13 protein-coding genes and 2 pseudogenes are annotated in these 14,755 nt (G+C 60.8%); 4 read left to right on the forward strand and 11 right to left on the reverse strand.

Going from position 1 to position 14,755, the window contains the following annotated elements; all coding sequences use genetic code 11:
• Window positions 1-80: 80 nt before the first annotated feature.
• The 6 genes and pseudogenes from V1280_RS46925 to V1280_RS34645 all read right to left on the reverse strand — a co-directional run bounded on the left by V1280_RS46925 (window position 81) and on the right by V1280_RS34645 (window position 5,789).
• Window positions 81-350 (reverse strand): DUF3471 domain-containing protein, encoded by a 270-nt coding sequence (locus tag V1280_RS46925; protein WP_442895261.1) that lies wholly within the window; start codon window positions 348-350, stop codon window positions 81-83.
• Between the two features lie 78 nt (window positions 351-428).
• A pseudogene (locus V1280_RS46930) lies at window positions 429-1,415 on the reverse strand (serine hydrolase domain-containing protein); the annotation flags it as partial.
• A 254-nt stretch (window positions 1,416-1,669) separates the two neighbouring features.
• Window positions 1,670-2,017, reverse strand: coding sequence for a hypothetical protein (locus V1280_RS34630; RefSeq protein ID WP_334535046.1), 348 nt, complete (start codon window positions 2,015-2,017; stop codon window positions 1,670-1,672).
• A gap of 359 nt (window positions 2,018-2,376) precedes the next feature.
• Window positions 2,377-2,889, reverse strand: a complete 513-nt coding sequence (locus V1280_RS34635; protein WP_334535048.1) for a GNAT family N-acetyltransferase — start codon at window positions 2,887-2,889, stop codon at window positions 2,377-2,379.
• Window positions 2,890-3,442: 553 nt separating this feature from the next.
• A complete protein-coding gene (locus V1280_RS34640; protein ID WP_334525129.1) occupies window positions 3,443-4,006 on the reverse strand; it encodes a GNAT family N-acetyltransferase in 564 nt (187 codons plus the stop codon).
• 333 nt (window positions 4,007-4,339) lie between these two features.
• A pseudogene (locus V1280_RS34645) lies at window positions 4,340-5,789 on the reverse strand (IS1182 family transposase).
• 85 nt (window positions 5,790-5,874) lie between these two features.
• Here V1280_RS34645 and tnpA point away from each other — a divergent pair.
• The 3 genes from tnpA to tnpC all read left to right on the forward strand — a co-directional run bounded on the left by tnpA (window position 5,875) and on the right by tnpC (window position 8,306).
• On the forward strand, window positions 5,875-6,297 hold the full coding sequence (tnpA, locus tag V1280_RS34650) for an IS66-like element accessory protein TnpA (RefSeq protein WP_334518652.1): 423 nt from the start codon (window positions 5,875-5,877) through the stop codon (window positions 6,295-6,297).
• Window positions 6,294-6,647 carry an IS66 family insertion sequence element accessory protein TnpB gene (gene tnpB / locus V1280_RS34655; protein WP_027545641.1) on the forward strand — a complete coding sequence of 118 codons (354 nt, stop codon included), beginning with the start codon at window positions 6,294-6,296 and terminating at the stop codon, window positions 6,645-6,647. The genes tnpA and tnpB overlap by 4 nt, the downstream gene beginning before the upstream one ends.
• 69 nt (window positions 6,648-6,716) lie before the next feature.
• A complete protein-coding gene (tnpC, locus tag V1280_RS34660) occupies window positions 6,717-8,306 on the forward strand; it encodes an IS66 family transposase (protein ID WP_334518647.1) in 1,590 nt (529 codons plus the stop codon).
• Window positions 8,307-8,510: 204 nt separating this feature from the next.
• Here tnpC and V1280_RS34665 read toward each other — a convergent pair whose 3' ends face one another.
• From V1280_RS34665 to V1280_RS34675, 3 genes are all read right to left on the reverse strand, one after another.
• The gene (locus V1280_RS34665; protein ID WP_334535050.1) at window positions 8,511-9,335 is read right to left on the reverse strand and encodes a hypothetical protein; all 825 of its coding nucleotides are present in this window, start codon (window positions 9,333-9,335) and stop codon (window positions 8,511-8,513) included.
• Between the two features lie 274 nt (window positions 9,336-9,609).
• On the reverse strand, window positions 9,610-11,184 hold the full coding sequence (locus V1280_RS34670) for a S53 family peptidase (RefSeq protein WP_334535052.1): 1,575 nt from the start codon (window positions 11,182-11,184) through the stop codon (window positions 9,610-9,612).
• 444 nt (window positions 11,185-11,628) lie between these two features.
• Window positions 11,629-12,048, reverse strand: a complete 420-nt coding sequence (locus V1280_RS34675; protein WP_334535054.1) for a DUF3606 domain-containing protein — start codon at window positions 12,046-12,048, stop codon at window positions 11,629-11,631.
• A gap of 274 nt (window positions 12,049-12,322) precedes the next feature.
• On the opposite strand from V1280_RS34675, the gene V1280_RS34680 reads away from it, so the two are divergent.
• Window positions 12,323-12,463 carry a hypothetical protein gene (locus tag V1280_RS34680; protein WP_187435070.1) on the forward strand — a complete coding sequence of 47 codons (141 nt, stop codon included), beginning with the start codon at window positions 12,323-12,325 and terminating at the stop codon, window positions 12,461-12,463.
• Here V1280_RS34680 and V1280_RS34685 read toward each other — a convergent pair.
• The gene (locus tag V1280_RS34685) at window positions 12,460-14,046 is read right to left on the reverse strand and encodes an ATP-binding protein (RefSeq protein ID WP_334535056.1); all 1,587 of its coding nucleotides are present in this window, start codon (window positions 14,044-14,046) and stop codon (window positions 12,460-12,462) included. The two genes, V1280_RS34680 and V1280_RS34685, sit on opposite strands and share 4 nt — an antisense overlap.
• Window positions 14,043-14,747 carry a response regulator transcription factor gene (locus V1280_RS34690; protein WP_334535057.1) on the reverse strand — a complete coding sequence of 235 codons (705 nt, stop codon included), beginning with the start codon at window positions 14,745-14,747 and terminating at the stop codon, window positions 14,043-14,045. Before V1280_RS34690 ends, V1280_RS34685 begins: the two co-directional genes overlap by 4 nt.
• Window positions 14,748-14,755 lie beyond the last annotated feature (8 nt).

Genomic DNA, 14,755 nt, shown 5'->3' on the forward strand with positions numbered 1-14,755 from the left:
TCCGAGAGATGACCCGACCAAAGGCGTGCTGGCTGCCGAGGGGAGCCTTTGACCCACAGCGGACTAATACGCAGGCCCCGTCAAGAAACACGCGGGCAGTACGTGTACCTTCCATTTTGGTGCCACAACAGCCGATCAACCGCTCCATCCTTGCCATGAAGAAACATTCCCTGGGCATCAACAAAGCGCATGAAAAACCGGTCCTCGCTCTCGGCAAATAGTTCGAATTCGGGCTGTCCCGTTCCACGCACGAATAGCCGTCCACCCTCGGCTCGAATGGTTAGCGCAAATCGAGGGCTCATCTGATAGACGCCCTGGTAGGTCGCAAGCACCGCAGCGTCGACACTCACCTGAGGCGGGTATTGCGCAAGCTTGTAGGCCGGATTGGTTAGCCGAAATCCGATGTCGTTGACGAGGTTAGTCGCATTCGAGAGAACGACAGCGCCAGAACGCAGTTTCGTGGAGAACCCACCAAACGACGCATATCCTCCTGTTTCGCCTTCCTTGTAGATGATCTCGTCACTATTGCCGGTCCGGATAAAAACGCCGAGACCCACCTCCGTATTCGGCAGACTAGTTGGACGACGGGTCTGCACCAACATATCGATAGCCGGACGAAGCGGGGCGTTGGCTCCTGATAAGCAAGTCGCCTTCACAAACTTGATTAGGTCGTTAGCCGTCGACCGCAGCGCACCGGCACCGGCGAGCGTCGGCAAATCCCAGTTCGACGTCGGCTCGAGATTTGAGAGATGGCCCTGGGCAAGGCGCTCGCGCATTGAACTGTTCAGCAGAATGCGCGTATCACGCAATCCGAGCGGTTCGCACACGCGCTATAGGAGCAGATCTTCGTAGCTTCTGCCGACCCTCAGTGCGAGCACATGGCCGAGCAGGCCAAATCCGAGATTGGAATAGTCGTAGTGCGTGCCCGGGTCAAAAAGCAGCTTGTAGTTCGAGAGAAACTCATACAGCTGCTCGACTGAATAGGCCGAATAGGGATTTTCGTCCGAGGCGGGTATCCCGCTTGGAAGCCGCGGCAGGCCAGATGTGTGTGTCGCTAGATCGAGAAAAGTGATCTGTTTGTCGTTGCGGGAAGGCATTTTGGCTTTTCCGGTCAGATATTCCGAGACCGGATCATCGAGCTTAACTTCACCTTGGGTGACCATCTCCGTCAGCAGAAGCGACGTAAATGTCTTGGTGATCGAACCGATTTCAAACACGGTGTCGCCATCGAGCCGGTCAACGGCAGAACCAGAGTGGCCGTAGGTTATGATCTTCTCGTGGTCCGCATTGAACGAGGCTGCGACAATACCCACGCTCTGATGGGTGTGGTCGACGCGCTCGCGCAATATGTCGAGGACCTCGTCCTGAGATGCTAGATCGGCTCGTGCTTGGTCCGCTAAGGCGGAGCTCGCCATCGCTCCAAGAACAAAACCTCGACGAGAAATCAATCTCAGCTCCGCTAAATCGTAGATTGCAGAATTTGACCATACATTAATAGGATGTGAATCGACAAGGCCTAGACCGGCTAACCACTCACACTTGAGAGCGACCGCCCTTCAGCCTCTGGCCAGCTGCTGATCATCGCGCGAGCGACCGTCGCGTCAGGTTTGCAGGCTAAACCGGACTAACAGTTACGCGTGCGCAAAGTCGCAGTGTGACCCATAACGGACTATCCGCGAAATGGCGAAATCCCGAGACGCTCGCGAACGTATTCAACGCTCTCGTCGAGCGAAATCCCTGATGTGTCCAGCAACTCAAACCCACCGGCCTCAGCCTCGCCCCGGAGAAATCTTGCCCAATTCATCATATCGGGGCTGGCCAACTCCGGTTGCTCGCGTTCATGACACAGCCGTTGCGTTCGTGTTGCATCGTCACGGTGCACCAGCACGATGCGAGCGTCCGCAATTCCCGCAATTGCCAGCCCTTCCGCGATGAACGACAAGCGCATCTGGCCTTCGAATAGAACTGGGAGAGAACCGCGTTCTCGCGCGATCCGGGCCAACCACTCGATGGTCATCGCGCGTTGCCATCCGCCTCCCGGCCCCGATCCGAGCCCCCACTTCGCTATGCGCTCCTCTGGCGACGGCACCCCGATGCTATCAAACCTGAAAACGCGAGCGCGCCCCACATCCTGTTGCTCTATTCTTTCTGCGATGGTCGTTTTTCCCGAACCCGAAGCACCTGTAAGAATGATTAGCCCCATCGTCGCCGCCTCACGCGATCCTGACATGTAGGTGCAAACGGTATCCCGATTGATCTATTCCAACAACTTCCGCTTCCGACCCTTCGCGTCTGTTCGTCGGGCGCATCGTCACGTCCGGACCTAGGGGTAGACCGGGCCTCGCCGAAGCTGGGCTAAACCGTTGCGAATGACCCTTAGGGGAAATCCGCCGGGCGCTCGAAGTCGAGGGCCATGAGTGCCTCGTCGTAGTACTTTTCGCCATACTTTGAGGCTTTTGTCTCCACACCATATTCTAGGAACCCTACGCTTTCGTAGAGTTGCCGGGCAGGCCGGTTTTCTCGGACGACGCTCAGCTGGATGAGTTCGACATTCTCGCGAGCCGCCTCTAGCACCGCGTTTAACAGCAGCCGCCCGATACCGCGCTCTCTTGAACTTGGTCGGACGAACATGCCCCACAACCTGCCCTTATGAGCATTCGGCCGCCCTTCTTGGATAGAGAAACCTGCTGTCCCGACCAGTTCGCCGTCCCGATACGCCCCCATGACAACTGCGTTTTGAAGACGACCTGCGAACCATGCCACGTCAAGCTTGTTCTCTAGTTCAAAGTTGCTCCGTAACAATTCTGGATTTGCTCTTAGCGCCTCCAGGCGGATTGCTTTGAAGGACGCAGCGTCGCTTGGCTCTAGGCGTCGGATTGCAGCGCTCATGCGCAGGCTCTCTATTTCGGTGGGCTCTACCGTAGCGGGCACCGAGTAGATGTCGCAAGTTCGTTTCGCAGGCAACATCTCCTCATGGCCCGTCGCTGCTCTTTGTGCGCCGCGAGGAGGAAGTCCGGCTGGAAAATGAGTCTCTTTTGTTGCATACTCGCGTCATGCAACAATTCGATCCACACGACCTTCAAGTATCCGCCTATGGCATGGGCCCAGATACGTGGCGCTGGCTTATAAAGGCGACCGGAAAGTCCCCCACTGTTCGCTCGGGCATTGTGGGTGGCAGCTATCGCGACGCCATAGCTGCCGGAGAACAGGAACGTATGAGGCTCATCGCAAGGGGCGAAAACGTCACCTGTGAAGGCCCGAGATAAAAGCCCCCTCTCTCATTTCAGCCATGCAGTGACTTCCGCTTGTGGCCCATCGCGTCAGTTAGCGCTTTGCTGCGACATGTCCGGTGCCGAGAGTGGACCGGAAGACCGAACTCGGGTACGCACGGACGCGATTGACCCGGAACGGACGTCAGCACGTCGAATTGCGACCGACCAATTCAATTCGGTGGGTCACCGGCGATCCGCCCAAACATTCGGAAATCATGATACGCACCTTTGAACCAAGCCTTTTGTCGAAGGGTGCCCTCGTATCGAAATCCGGATTTTTCCAGGACCCGGTCTGACGCTGAGTTTCCGGGAAGCGTCCAAGCCTCAATGCGGTTAAGTCCAAAAGTCTCGTGACCGCATGCCACCGTGACGGAGACCGCCTCGGACATCAGGCCCTTTCCCCAAAATTCCGGGTTTAGCTCGTACCCGATCTCGCCAGAACTCCATTTTCTCTCAAAGCTATTGAAGCGGATCGCGCCAATGAGGGATTTTGACTTTCGGTCTTCGATGATCCACGCGCAGCCCTTGCCGGAGGCGTAAAGCTTAACCATCCACCTTGCATACCGTTCGCTTTGAACTTTGCTGGGTTTATCGGGCCAATTTGAATGACGGGTTACTTCCGGAATCGACAGGAGTGCTCCGAAGGCGGTGGCGTCTCTAGGCGTCATGGCGCGCAGCACCAAGCGCTTTGTGGACAGCGAGGGGAAATTCCTTCCTTTGGTTATCAGCATCATGCGCTCACTTCTGGCGGCCAACATTTCGATACCAGCTTAGGGCATATTCTTGGGTTTGTTTAGCGGAAGGGGCGGCCTGCCCACCGTCAATGTGAAGCGAACAGCCCACAACGGACCTCGACAGATCGAACGCGCAGGTCAGGCCCGGAAGTGGCCCATCAGCGAAGTAGCGGCAAGCTTCGTTAAGGTCCGCTCAGTGGGGCACTGCGGACGCGATTTGCTCTGGTTGAGTTCTTCGCATTCTGACCCAGGCCGTGTAAAAACGCGGCTCCGCATCACCTCCATGCAACGGAGGGCGGCCATCGGTGTCGCCCTTTAGTCTGCTGCCGCGCCTCACGCCCGCATGGCTTCCATCAAAGGCTCGACGCCGAGGATGTTCAGCACACGCGTGAGATTGTAGCTGAGTACGTTCAGCGCCATTTCGGTCGCGACATTGGGCAACCGCTTCATTAGAAAGTGTGTTGCACCCATTCGCATCTTCAGTGTGGCGAATGGATGCTCGACGGTTTGGCGGCGTACACGCATGGCTTGCGGGTTCCGATCGAGCCGGGTCTGCGCGGCCTCGACGACGTGTTCGTGTTCCCAGCGTTTGATGCGGCGCTCGTTGGACGTCGTGCACTGATCCTTGAGCGGGCATGTGCGGCACGCCTTCGTCAAGTAAATCCGCATTTTCTGGCCATCTTCATCAGCGGTGAAGTGGTGCGCCAGCTTCTCGCCGGCCGGGCAGCGATAGACGTCGTCCTTGGCCAAATAGACAAAATCAGGTTTCCCAAAGCGGCCTGCCGACTTGGCTCCCGAAGTTTGCGGCTTGGGTAGCGTCACCGCGACCCCGGCCTGTTCGCATGCCAGGATTTCTTCACCTTTGAAGTAGCCTCGATCGGCAACGACGTCCAAATTATCGCTGCGCAGCGCGGCTTTCGCCGCCTGCGCCATCGTCGCCAGTTGCGATCTATCGGCGCCGACGTTGGTGACCTCGTGCGCGACAATCAGATGGTTCGTGGTGTCCACGGCACTTTGTACGTTGTAGGCGACCATGCCTGAGCCGCGCCCGCTCGTTGCCATCGAGCGGCAATCGGGATCGGTCAGCGATATCTGCTTGTCGGGCGAGGCGAGCAATGCCTTTTCAATCGCGGCCAGTCGCTTCACTTCTTCTTCGAGCTTCGCCAGCTTTTCCTTAAGCCGCGTCTTGGTCAGTTGCACCGTTTCCGACGGCTCTTCTCCTGCGGCAGTCTGGCGGTCGGCGGTGTCCAGTTGGCTCATGTAGCGCGCCACGCTCTCTTCGATCTGCTTCTGGCGACGCTGGATCTTGCCTTGCGTGAAATTGTTGTCGCGACTGTTCACGGCCTTGAACTTGCTGCCGTCGATGGCAACGCTGGCCTTCGTCAACAGGCCCATCTTGCGGCACAACTCGACGAATTGCGCGCAAACCTTCCTGATCGCTGGGCCATTGTCTTTGCGGAAATCGGCGATGGTTTTGTGATCCGGCGCGAGCCGTCCGGTCAGCCACATCACCTCGAGATTGCGGCCTGCCTCGCGCTTCAGCCGCCGGCTCGATTGGACCCGGTTGAGATAGCCGTAAATGTAGAGCTTGAGCATCGGCGAAGGATGGTACGCCGGCCGGCCGGTCGCCGCAGGATCAACGCCATCGAACCCGAGGTCGCGCAGATCCAACGCATCCACGAACACATCGACCGCGCGAATTGCTCTCGTCGACCCAATCATCGAGGCATTCCGGCAACAGCGTCGTCTGCTGGCGATCCGCCCCTTGAACGAAACCTCGCATCACTTCGTAAGCGCTTAGCCGGAACCCTTGCTTCGGGATCGGGATAGCTGTGCGAAGAAGCCTCCGGCTTGGACGGAGGTTTGGGATGGGATTGGACAGCAAAAAGGACGTCCATTTGGACGGCTCATCGGCGGGGGCGGTGAGCCGGCTGGAGGTTCTTGAAGGGCCATCGGGGCGCCGCGTGCGTTCGGAAGCTGAGAGAGCCCGGATCGTCGCCGAGAGTCTGCTACCCGGCGCCCAGGTGTCCGAGGTGGCGCGCAAGCACGGAGCGACGCGCTGGCAGATTTACGATTGGCGACGACGCTTTCGACAGCGAGGCATGTTGGCGCCGTGCGAGGTATCGCAGTCGACATTCGCACCGCTGGTCGTGGAAAGCGCGTTGAAGGAGCGTCACGTTCCGGCGATCAAGCTTGAGATCTCGATCGGTGATGTCGTGCTGCGGACGGACACAGCCATAGATGGCGAGCAGCTGTCCCGGGTGATCCGCGCAGTGCGAGCGTCACGATGATCGCGGCCGGTGCCGATCTGAAGATTTACATCGCGACGCGGCCGATCGACTTCCGCTGTGGCCACGATGGGCTTGCGGCGAAGGTGCAGGAGATGCTTCGTCTCGACCCGTTCAGCGGCGCAGCCTTCGTGTTCCGATCGAAACGAGCGGACCGGATCAAGATTTTGGTCTGGGATCGAACGGGCCTGGTGTTAGTGCACAAGCGTCTCGAAGGTTGCAGGTTCGTTTGGCCAACGATTGCAGACGGCGTGATGCGCATATCGCCGGCGATGTTCGCAGCCCTGTTCGAGGGGCTGGATTGGAGGTTGGTCCGCCCGGAAGAAGCGCGACGTCCCCAGGCGGCTGGATAGCTGCGGCAGAATGACTCGGCAGCTATTTTGAATGTGGCACGTGCGGCGGCGATGTGCTCGAAATAGCGCATGAGCATCGCGGCGCTGCGCGACGAAAATGAACAACTCAAAGCGCTTTTGGCGCAAACGCAGGCGGCGTTGAGCGAGCATCAGGGGGCGCTGGCGGCGTCGGAGGAAGCGCGGCGTCGGCTGGAGGTCATCCTCGGCGAATTGCGACGCGAGAAGTTCGGCGCGAAGTCCGAGAAGCTGCGGCCAGATCAGTATCACTTACCGCTGGAAGACGTAGAGATCGCGCAAGGCATCCTGGACGCCGCGCAGGAGAGAGCCGAGGCTGTGATCAAGGGCCGATCGCGGAGCGTGCCGGATCAAGGTTCTCATCGCAATCGCGGCTGCTTGCCTGCCCATTTGCCGCGGGTGGAACGGATCATCGAGCCTGCGAGCACGCTCTGTCCGTGCGGTTGCGGCGCCATGACGAAGATCGGCGAGGACGTCAGCAAACGCCTCGACGTGATCCCGGCGCAATGGCGGGTGTTGGTCACGCGCCGCCCGAAATACATCTGTCGCCGCTGCTCGGGCCCTGTCGTGCAGGCGCACGCACCGGAGCACGTCGTGCCCAGCGGGCTGCCGACCGAAGCGGCCATTGCGCACGTGATCGTCTCCAAGTTTGGCGACCATACGCCGTTTTACCGTCAGGCCGAGATCTATGCGCGCCAGGGGATCCGGCTTGATCGGGCAACACTGGGCAACTGGTCCGGCCGCGCCTGCTTCCATCTTCAGCCCATCGCGGACCACATGCGCCGCCGCCTGGCCATGGCGGATCGTCTGTTCATGGACGAAACCACGGCGCCGGTGCTCGATCCCGGGCGAGGCCAAACGAAGAAGGGCTACTTCTGGGCGATCGTCTCCGACGACCGCGGCCACAGCGGCCCAAGTCCGCCGATCGTGCTGTTCCGATATGCCCCCGGTCGCAGCGGTGCCTTCGCGGAGCAGTTCCTGGACGGCTTTGGCGGACGCTTCCTGCAATGCGATGCCTATGACGGTTATGACCGGCTGACCGAAGTCGCTCGACCGCAAGGGCCATGGACGCTCGTGCATTGCTGGAGCCATTTGCGCCGGCGCTTCGTTAAATTGGCCCGTAACAGCAAATCGCCGATCGCCGAGGCCGCCGTTCGGCACATCGCGCAGCTTTACGCCATTGAAGCCATGGTACGCGGTGCATCGCCGGACACGCGGCTGGCCGCCCGCAAGGAGCATTCGTCGCCCCTCATCGCTGCTTTAAAGCCGTGGTTTGAGAAACAGCTTTCTATGATCTCCAGCGGTTCGACGCTCGCCGAGGACATCCGCTACGCGCTCAATCACTGGCAAGGGCTGACCCGCTTCCTCGAAGACGGGCGCCTCGAGCTCGACACGAACCCTGTCGAGAACGCCATCCGGCCAGTCTGCCTGACCAGAAAAAATGCGCTCTTCGCGGGCCATGAAATTGGGGCTGAAAATTGGGCCTTGCTGGCGTCGATCGTTGCCACCTGCAAGCTCAACGACGTCAACCCGGCTGCCTACATCGCCGAAACACTCGAGGCGATCATCGACGGCCATCCCCATAGCAGAATCGAAGACCTCATGCCGTGGCGATTCCGCAAAACGTCAAGCCTGCCTCAATAGGGTCCCGGCTGAGCGCTTACATCACTTCCCCCGCCGATTCAGCAAGAGAATCATAGCATCGATGGCGTTTTTACACAGACTGGACCCGTAGCGGTCGTCGAAAGCTATCGCGCGAGGATGATTCGCCGAAGGTGCGCAATCCGAGTACCGGGCGAGCAGGTTGCGCACGCTGCCGATTTTGGCGCTCCTAGAGCGACCACCTGCTTAGGCGCTGAAGATCGCTCGCGCAGCAACTGTGCCAAGGAAGACAACAACGGCTGCTACATATCCAATCGCCTTTAACGGATGTTCCTTCCCCTCTTTTAGGAACCACTGCATTCTTCCGACGATCCAAGACGAAGGCGTCAATAGGCGGACGATCAGGATGCCGAGTGCGAATAGCGGCAACCAAACGAAGACCGCAAGCGCAGGCCATACGAAGGTCGGATCGTGGAACGCTTGTGACACGATTTGATCAAGGGCTTGGGGTTCGGTGGCGCAGGCTGCTTGGAAAAATTCGTCGTGGCAAAATTGAAGCCATATAATAGAGAATCGCAGTAGATTAGTAGCTGCAACCACGATTACTGCGCCGCTCACAGTGCCGAGGGCGAGGCCGATCACTGGTTTTGTGCCGCTTCGGGCTAACAATGGCCTGATCACGAACAGAGACAGGTAGTCTGAGAAGACGTTGAGCAGCAAACCTGTCGTCCAAATTTCCCATCTCAAAGTAGTATCAAGTAGCCAAGCGTTGGACCCGGCTGCCCACTTCCATGGCGCTACTTTACCTATCTCGTATAAATAGAATACCGAAACTACGGTCGTTAATAGCAGCGACCGGAAGAATGCCCGCCAACGCAACAGCGGATACGTGTATATCCGATCAAACGTTTCGACCAACACTGACGCGACTTGCTCTTTTTTCCACCTCATGGTTCGCGCGAGCGCGGCCTTTGCTTCATCCGATGCGTTTTCGTCTAACCAGTGAAAAAAGGCATACGTCGCGGTGGCGTAGACCGTGGTGATGCCAAGTTGTTTTGCCAACTCTTCCATCGTCCGGCGCTCCGCCTTCTAGGTGACAGCACCATAGAAAAGGCCCTTGGGCCCAAGTCCGTGTCTGGCCCGCAACGGACCTCCCGACATGTCTGCTATTGCACCGCTGTTGGGGGGCAAGCAGACTCCAACGGAGATCTGAGCCGGTTGCTTTTGATTTTCACGCCTATTCAGGCGCCCCCAAGACGCGACCGGCCGCATCGGACGGACGCGGCCGGGTCCTCTGCGAAGCCCGCAGGCGGACGATCGCCCGACTTGCGCCAGCGCGGACCGGCTAGCTCGCCGGACCGCCCTGCAGCGCGGTGAGGAGCTTGCCGCCATCAGGCACGCCCCAGCCGGTACAGGCGTCCCATCCCGGGCCCGCCTTGTATTGTCCGCCGAGCAAACCGTCGGTGTCATTGTTGCCGACGGTGATGTCGCGCAGCACGCCGGCCGGACCGAACTTGGAATAGAGCAGGGCGTTGAAACTGCCGGATCGCGCACCGTTGGCGGCGTTGATCCGGGCGATCAGGCTGGCCCAGAGCGGCGCGGATGCGCTGGTGCCGCCGACAATGCCGAGCTTGCCGCCTGACATCGTCAGATAACCCGTTGCCGGATCGGCGTTGGCCGCAACGTCCGGGATCGCGCGTCCGGCAAAGTGCCCGGGATTGATCGACTTCGGCACGATGCCGTTCTGCCAGCTCGGGACCGGCGTGATGTCGCTGACGCCGCCGCCGGTGCCGCTTCCCGGTCCGTCGTTCCAGACGGTCTCGGTGATCTGCACCTGCTTCTTGGCGTTCGCGCGCGCGTGCAACGACGTTCCGCCCACTGCCAGCACGTAAGGACTGGTTGCGGGGAAGTTCACATGCGCCCGGCCGTCCTGCATCTGCGCTTCCGAGCCGTCGTCGCCGGTGGATACGCAGAACGTGATGCCGAGATGGGCCGCCGCGAGGAAGCTGTGGTTGCAGTGATCGATCGCCGCCGGTGACCAGATCACACCGGCATTGTTGAAGGCCTGGTTCTCGTCCCAGCCCCAGCTGATCGAGACGACGGAGGGGTCGTTGACGGAGTCGCTGACGACCTTGGCGAGGCAGTCGACCAGACCCTTCTCGTCGAAGGTCGAGAAATAGGTGGCGATCTTGGCGCCGCCGCCGAGCGCGCCGGCGACATCGACGTCCAGCATCACTTCACCGGTCGACTCCGGATCGCCGGCCGGATCGGTCGAGACACCGTCAACCGCGATGACGGCAACCTCCGGCGCGGGAACGCCGATCTTGCTGAAATAGGCCGCGACATCAGGGGTCTCCACGCCGCCGCCGAATTCGAGCAGGCCGATGCATTGCTTGCTGGCGTCGACCTGGGGGAATTTGTAGATCGCGCCGAGCTCGGTCGGAACGAACCAGTGCCGTACAGCGCTGGCAAAATCCGGCTTCGCGCTCTGTGCCGAATGGCGCGAGCGCCTGAGCACACGGTGGTTGTTCAGGCCGAACACGCCGGTGATGGCGTCGCCGACCTCGGTCGGGAGGTGCACCGGGCCGGTGCGGGCGTGGAAGTCGCCGAGATGCGGATGCGAATAGTCGAACAGCGTGACGCCGAAGGCGTCGCTGACGTCGTCGACGGTGCCTGCGATGCCGAGCCTTGCTGCGGCGGGCTCGTTGCGGGTGATGACGAGCTTGTGCGCCTTGGCAAAATCCTCGATCGACTTGAGGGCCTTGGGATCGGAGCCGTATTTGCTCTCGAGCTGGTCGCGCGTCATGTAGTTGCGCGCCTTGGGGAGCTTGTTGTCCAGGTCGGACAGATCAGGCAGATCGGCGGATCGCTTGACGCCGAGCGTCAGCTCGATCCAGCGCTGGCCGTTGGTTCGGCGCATTGCCTTCGAGCCTGTCGGCAGTTGATGGACAGAGTTGGGAAGTGCGACCATGTGGGGTGTTGCACTAGGGGACATAGTATTTCCTCCTTGTACGGGGTTGGCGCGCTGGAAAGCGGGAATTGCGAACGTGGTTCTCTTCGTTCGAAAGGGTTCAGGTGTTCGAAAATGAGTAGTCGTGTGCCGGCAAGAAAATCGCCGGCACGTCAGTAGACCAAACCTAAAATAGTAAAATGTAGTGATGCATCCTAACATCGGGATGCGCCGCGTGCGTCTCACAATCGCGTCAATTTATCGGAGGCGCGCGTCGTCGGTGAGCCAATCGACCTGACGTAGATCGCGATCTCACGCAGTTGAATTGTCACAATCGCCGCGCGTGCGCGAGGGCGCGATGCACGCCGGCTGATGTGTTGGGCGGCAGGACCCGTGGCCGACGTTTCAGCTGGCCTACTTCCGCGAAGCGGATGTCTTCTTCTTTTTCTTCGCGGACTTCTTCGCGGTCTTCTTGGCCGCCTTTTTCTTTGCTGCCTTCTGGGCGGTCAGATACGCCTCGACCTTCTTCGAAGAATGGCCGGCGGCGGCGACGGCGGCCTTCAACTTGGCCGGGGTGATCTTGAACTTCTTCGACCAGTAGCGGACCTCATAGGCTTCGCCGAGCGCGATGCGGCTCTTGTCGGCGGCGCGGTGCTTCTGGAGCTTGATGTACTCTTCTACCTTTCTCGCGGAGTGGCCGACCTTCCTGACGGCGTATTTCAGCTTGGCCGGCGTCACCTTGAATTTCTTCGACCAGTAGGCAACTTCGTACCTCTCGGTGAGCGCAATCAGCTTGCGGTCTGCCCCGCCCCGCTTGGTCTTGTCGTCGGCCATGCTTCTCTCCTGCCCTGGACCCGCGTGCATCCAGTCTAGCATGCAATCCGATTTTGCACGCAAGGGACAGGCCGCGCGGCGATTGCGCGGGCCGGCCTTTTTGTCCCGACGCGTCAAGTGGTTGCGCGACGCGACCCTGTCTCGGGCCGAGGTGGCCGTTCTACTGTGCATGGGGTTGTTTTCGACTTTTTTGTCGTTTCGCGCGTCCGTGACGGAACCTAATGGCGGCTGGAGCGACTTATCCATGACACGGGGAAACACGTGCGAGGCTGTCATGGCAGAGAAGCATACCGCCGATCCGGCAGAGATCATGCGGGCGACCGGTCATCCTGAATTGGAATACGCCGCCGGCTGGACCATCGCCGGTCTGATCACCATCGGCACCATCGTCGCCGCCTGGGTGTTTGCGATCTAGGCCGCCGGAAACTGAAGCTCGAAGGCCGGGCCCTCCTCGGAGGGCTTGAGCCTGATCGAGCCGCCATGGCTCGCCATCACCGCGCGGGCGATCGCAAGCCCCATCCCGGTGCCGCCCTGATCGCGGCGGGTCGTGAAGAACGCGTCAAAGATCCTGTCGCGATTTGGCGCCGAGATAGGCTCGCCGTCATTGCTCACCGTCAGCAGCAAGGTCGTCCGCTCGTCGACCGCCTCAAGCCTGATTGATCTCGCCTTGTGCCGCATCGCGTTGTCGGCGAGATGCGACAGCACGATCAGCGCCTTCTCGCCGGACATGCCGATCGCACGCTCCAGGCTGCCGCTGGCCTCGATGGAGATGGCCGGAAACCGGCTCCGGAGGTCGGTGATCACGGGCACCAGCTCCGTCCGCTCGTTCTGCGGCAGGCTTTCTGCGCGGGCGAGCTCGCGCAGCCGCTGCGCCATCGCCTCCAGCCGCTGGGTGTCGGACAGGATGTTGGCGATGAAGGTCCGCTGCTCGGCCGGCGTCAGGCCTTCGGGCTTGCCCTGAAATGAATCCTGCAACAGCTCGGCCGCGCCCTTGATCGAGGTCAGCGGCGATTTCAGCTCATGGGTCAGATGGGCCGAGAACGTCGCGATATAGTCGGACCGCTGCGCCAGCTGCTCGGCCATGCCGAGAAAGCTGTGCGAGAGCTGCGCGAACTCACGCGTGCCGTAATGCCGCAGCGGCTTGAACGCCTCGCGGTCGCCGCGGCCAATCCTGGCGGCGCGATCGATCAACTCGCGCATCGGCAGCGTGATGGTGCGAGAGAACACAAGGCCAATCGCGATGGTGCCGAGGATCACGGCAAGCCCCGCCAGCACGAATTTTGCGCGCTCCTGGTAGAGATGGTCAAAGATGTTGCTCGGCGTCCGCGTGGTGTAGATCACCCCGGCAACGTGATTGTTGACGATCACGGGCATCGCCGAGAACACGTGCACGCCAAGCCCGCGGCTGAAGGAATAGATCGGCGGCGGCGGCTTGTCCGGCACACGATTGCGCAAGGTGGCGCGGTATTGCCCGCGCAACGCATCCGCGACTTCCTCGATATGGGCAAGGGACTGCCCGACCTCCTGCCGCCCGGCGATCACCACACCCTGCGGATCGAGGATGCGAAAGCCCGCCAATGTCACTTTCTGCGTCTCGCGGATGATCGGCGTCAGCTTGGCGCCGATCTCGACATAGGCGGGCTGCGCCGGCCGGGGCGGGGCCAGCGCATCCGGCCGCCGCCGCAACAGATCATTGGCGGTGAGATCGAGCGCAGGCCGGATCGGCGTGAACTGGTCGCCGGGATCTGGCAGCACGTTCGGCGGCACCTCGGGACCGAGCGTCAGGCCGCTGCCGAGCCGGGCTTCGACCTCCTGCGCATAGATCGTCGCGAGCACGCGGCTCTGTGCGATCAGCTCGGCCTGGGTCTGGCGGATCAGCTGGTTGTCGTAGAGGCGGAAGAAGAACAGGCCGACCAGCGGCAGCACGGCAACGGTCGCCAGCACCGCGAAGATCACGAGCCCAAGCGACGGCCGCCATTTATCGGGCGCCGCGCTCATGCCTCTGTCTCGCAGCGGCCGAGCTTGAATCCGACGCCGTGGATGGTCTCGATCACGTTCTCGCAATTCTGCGCAGCGAGCTTGGCGCGGATGTTGCGGATGTGGCTGTCGATGGTGCGGTCGGAGACCTGGATGTTGAGCTGATAGGCCGCGCGCATCAGCTGCTCGCGGTTGAACACCGAGGTCGGCCGGGTCAGGAAGGCGCGCAAAATGCCGAACTCGATGGCGGTCAGCTTCAGCGGTGTGCCGGCAAAGGACGCCATGTGCTGCTCGGGGTCGATCAGGAGGCCGCCTTGCGACAGCGCAGCAGGGCCGGCTTTGGCCTCGCCATTGCGGGGGGCGAGGCGGCGCAGGATAACGTTGACCCGCGCCACCAGCTCGCGCGGGCTGAACGGCTTTGTCACATAGTCGTCGCCGCCGATCTCGAGGCCAAGGATGCGATCGATCTCCTCGTCTCGCGCCGACAGGAACAGGATCGGCACGTCGGAATTCTTGCGGACCTCGCGGCAGACATCGAGACCGTCGAACTCCGGCATGCCGATGTCGAGCACGATCAGATCGGGCTTTTCGGCGGCAAAGCGGTTGAGCGCCTCCTTGCCGTCGCGGGCCTCGATCACGTCCATGCCGGCCTTCTTCAGCGCGACGCGGATGACCTCACGGATGTGGCCTTCGTCGTCGACGATGAGAATGCGATGCGCCAAAAGTCTCT

Source organism: Bradyrhizobium sp. AZCC 2230 (genome assembly GCF_036924495.1).
Taxonomy (GTDB): Bacteria; Pseudomonadota; Alphaproteobacteria; order Rhizobiales; family Xanthobacteraceae; genus Bradyrhizobium; species Bradyrhizobium rifense.

Excerpts from the sequence above, each read along its gene's own strand:
- V1280_RS34685 (WP_334535056.1), bottom strand. The coding sequence starts at position 14,046 with ATGAGCGCGGCGCCCGATAAATGGCGGCCGTCGCTTGGGCTCGTGATC.
- tnpB (WP_027545641.1), top strand. The coding sequence starts at position 6,294 with ATGATCGCGGCCGGTGCCGATCTGAAGATTTACATCGCGACGCGGCCG.
- V1280_RS34680 (WP_187435070.1), top strand. The coding sequence starts at position 12,323 with ATGGCAGAGAAGCATACCGCCGATCCGGCAGAGATCATGCGGGCGACC.
- V1280_RS34640 (WP_334525129.1), bottom strand. The coding sequence starts at position 4,006 with ATGATGCTGATAACCAAAGGAAGGAATTTCCCCTCGCTGTCCACAAAG.
- V1280_RS34670 (WP_334535052.1), bottom strand. The coding sequence starts at position 11,184 with ATGCGCCGAACCAACGGCCAGCGCTGGATCGAGCTGACGCTCGGCGTC.
- V1280_RS34665 (WP_334535050.1), bottom strand. The coding sequence starts at position 9,335 with ATGGAAGAGTTGGCAAAACAACTTGGCATCACCACGGTCTACGCCACC.
- tnpA (WP_334518652.1), top strand. The coding sequence starts at position 5,875 with ATGGGATTGGACAGCAAAAAGGACGTCCATTTGGACGGCTCATCGGCG.
- V1280_RS34675 (WP_334535054.1), bottom strand. The coding sequence starts at position 12,048 with ATGGCCGACGACAAGACCAAGCGGGGCGGGGCAGACCGCAAGCTGATT.
- V1280_RS34630 (WP_334535046.1), bottom strand. The coding sequence starts at position 2,017 with ATGACCATCGAGTGGTTGGCCCGGATCGCGCGAGAACGCGGTTCTCTC.
- tnpC (WP_334518647.1), top strand. The coding sequence starts at position 6,717 with ATGAGCATCGCGGCGCTGCGCGACGAAAATGAACAACTCAAAGCGCTT.
- V1280_RS34635 (WP_334535048.1), bottom strand. The coding sequence starts at position 2,889 with ATGAGCGCTGCAATCCGACGCCTAGAGCCAAGCGACGCTGCGTCCTTC.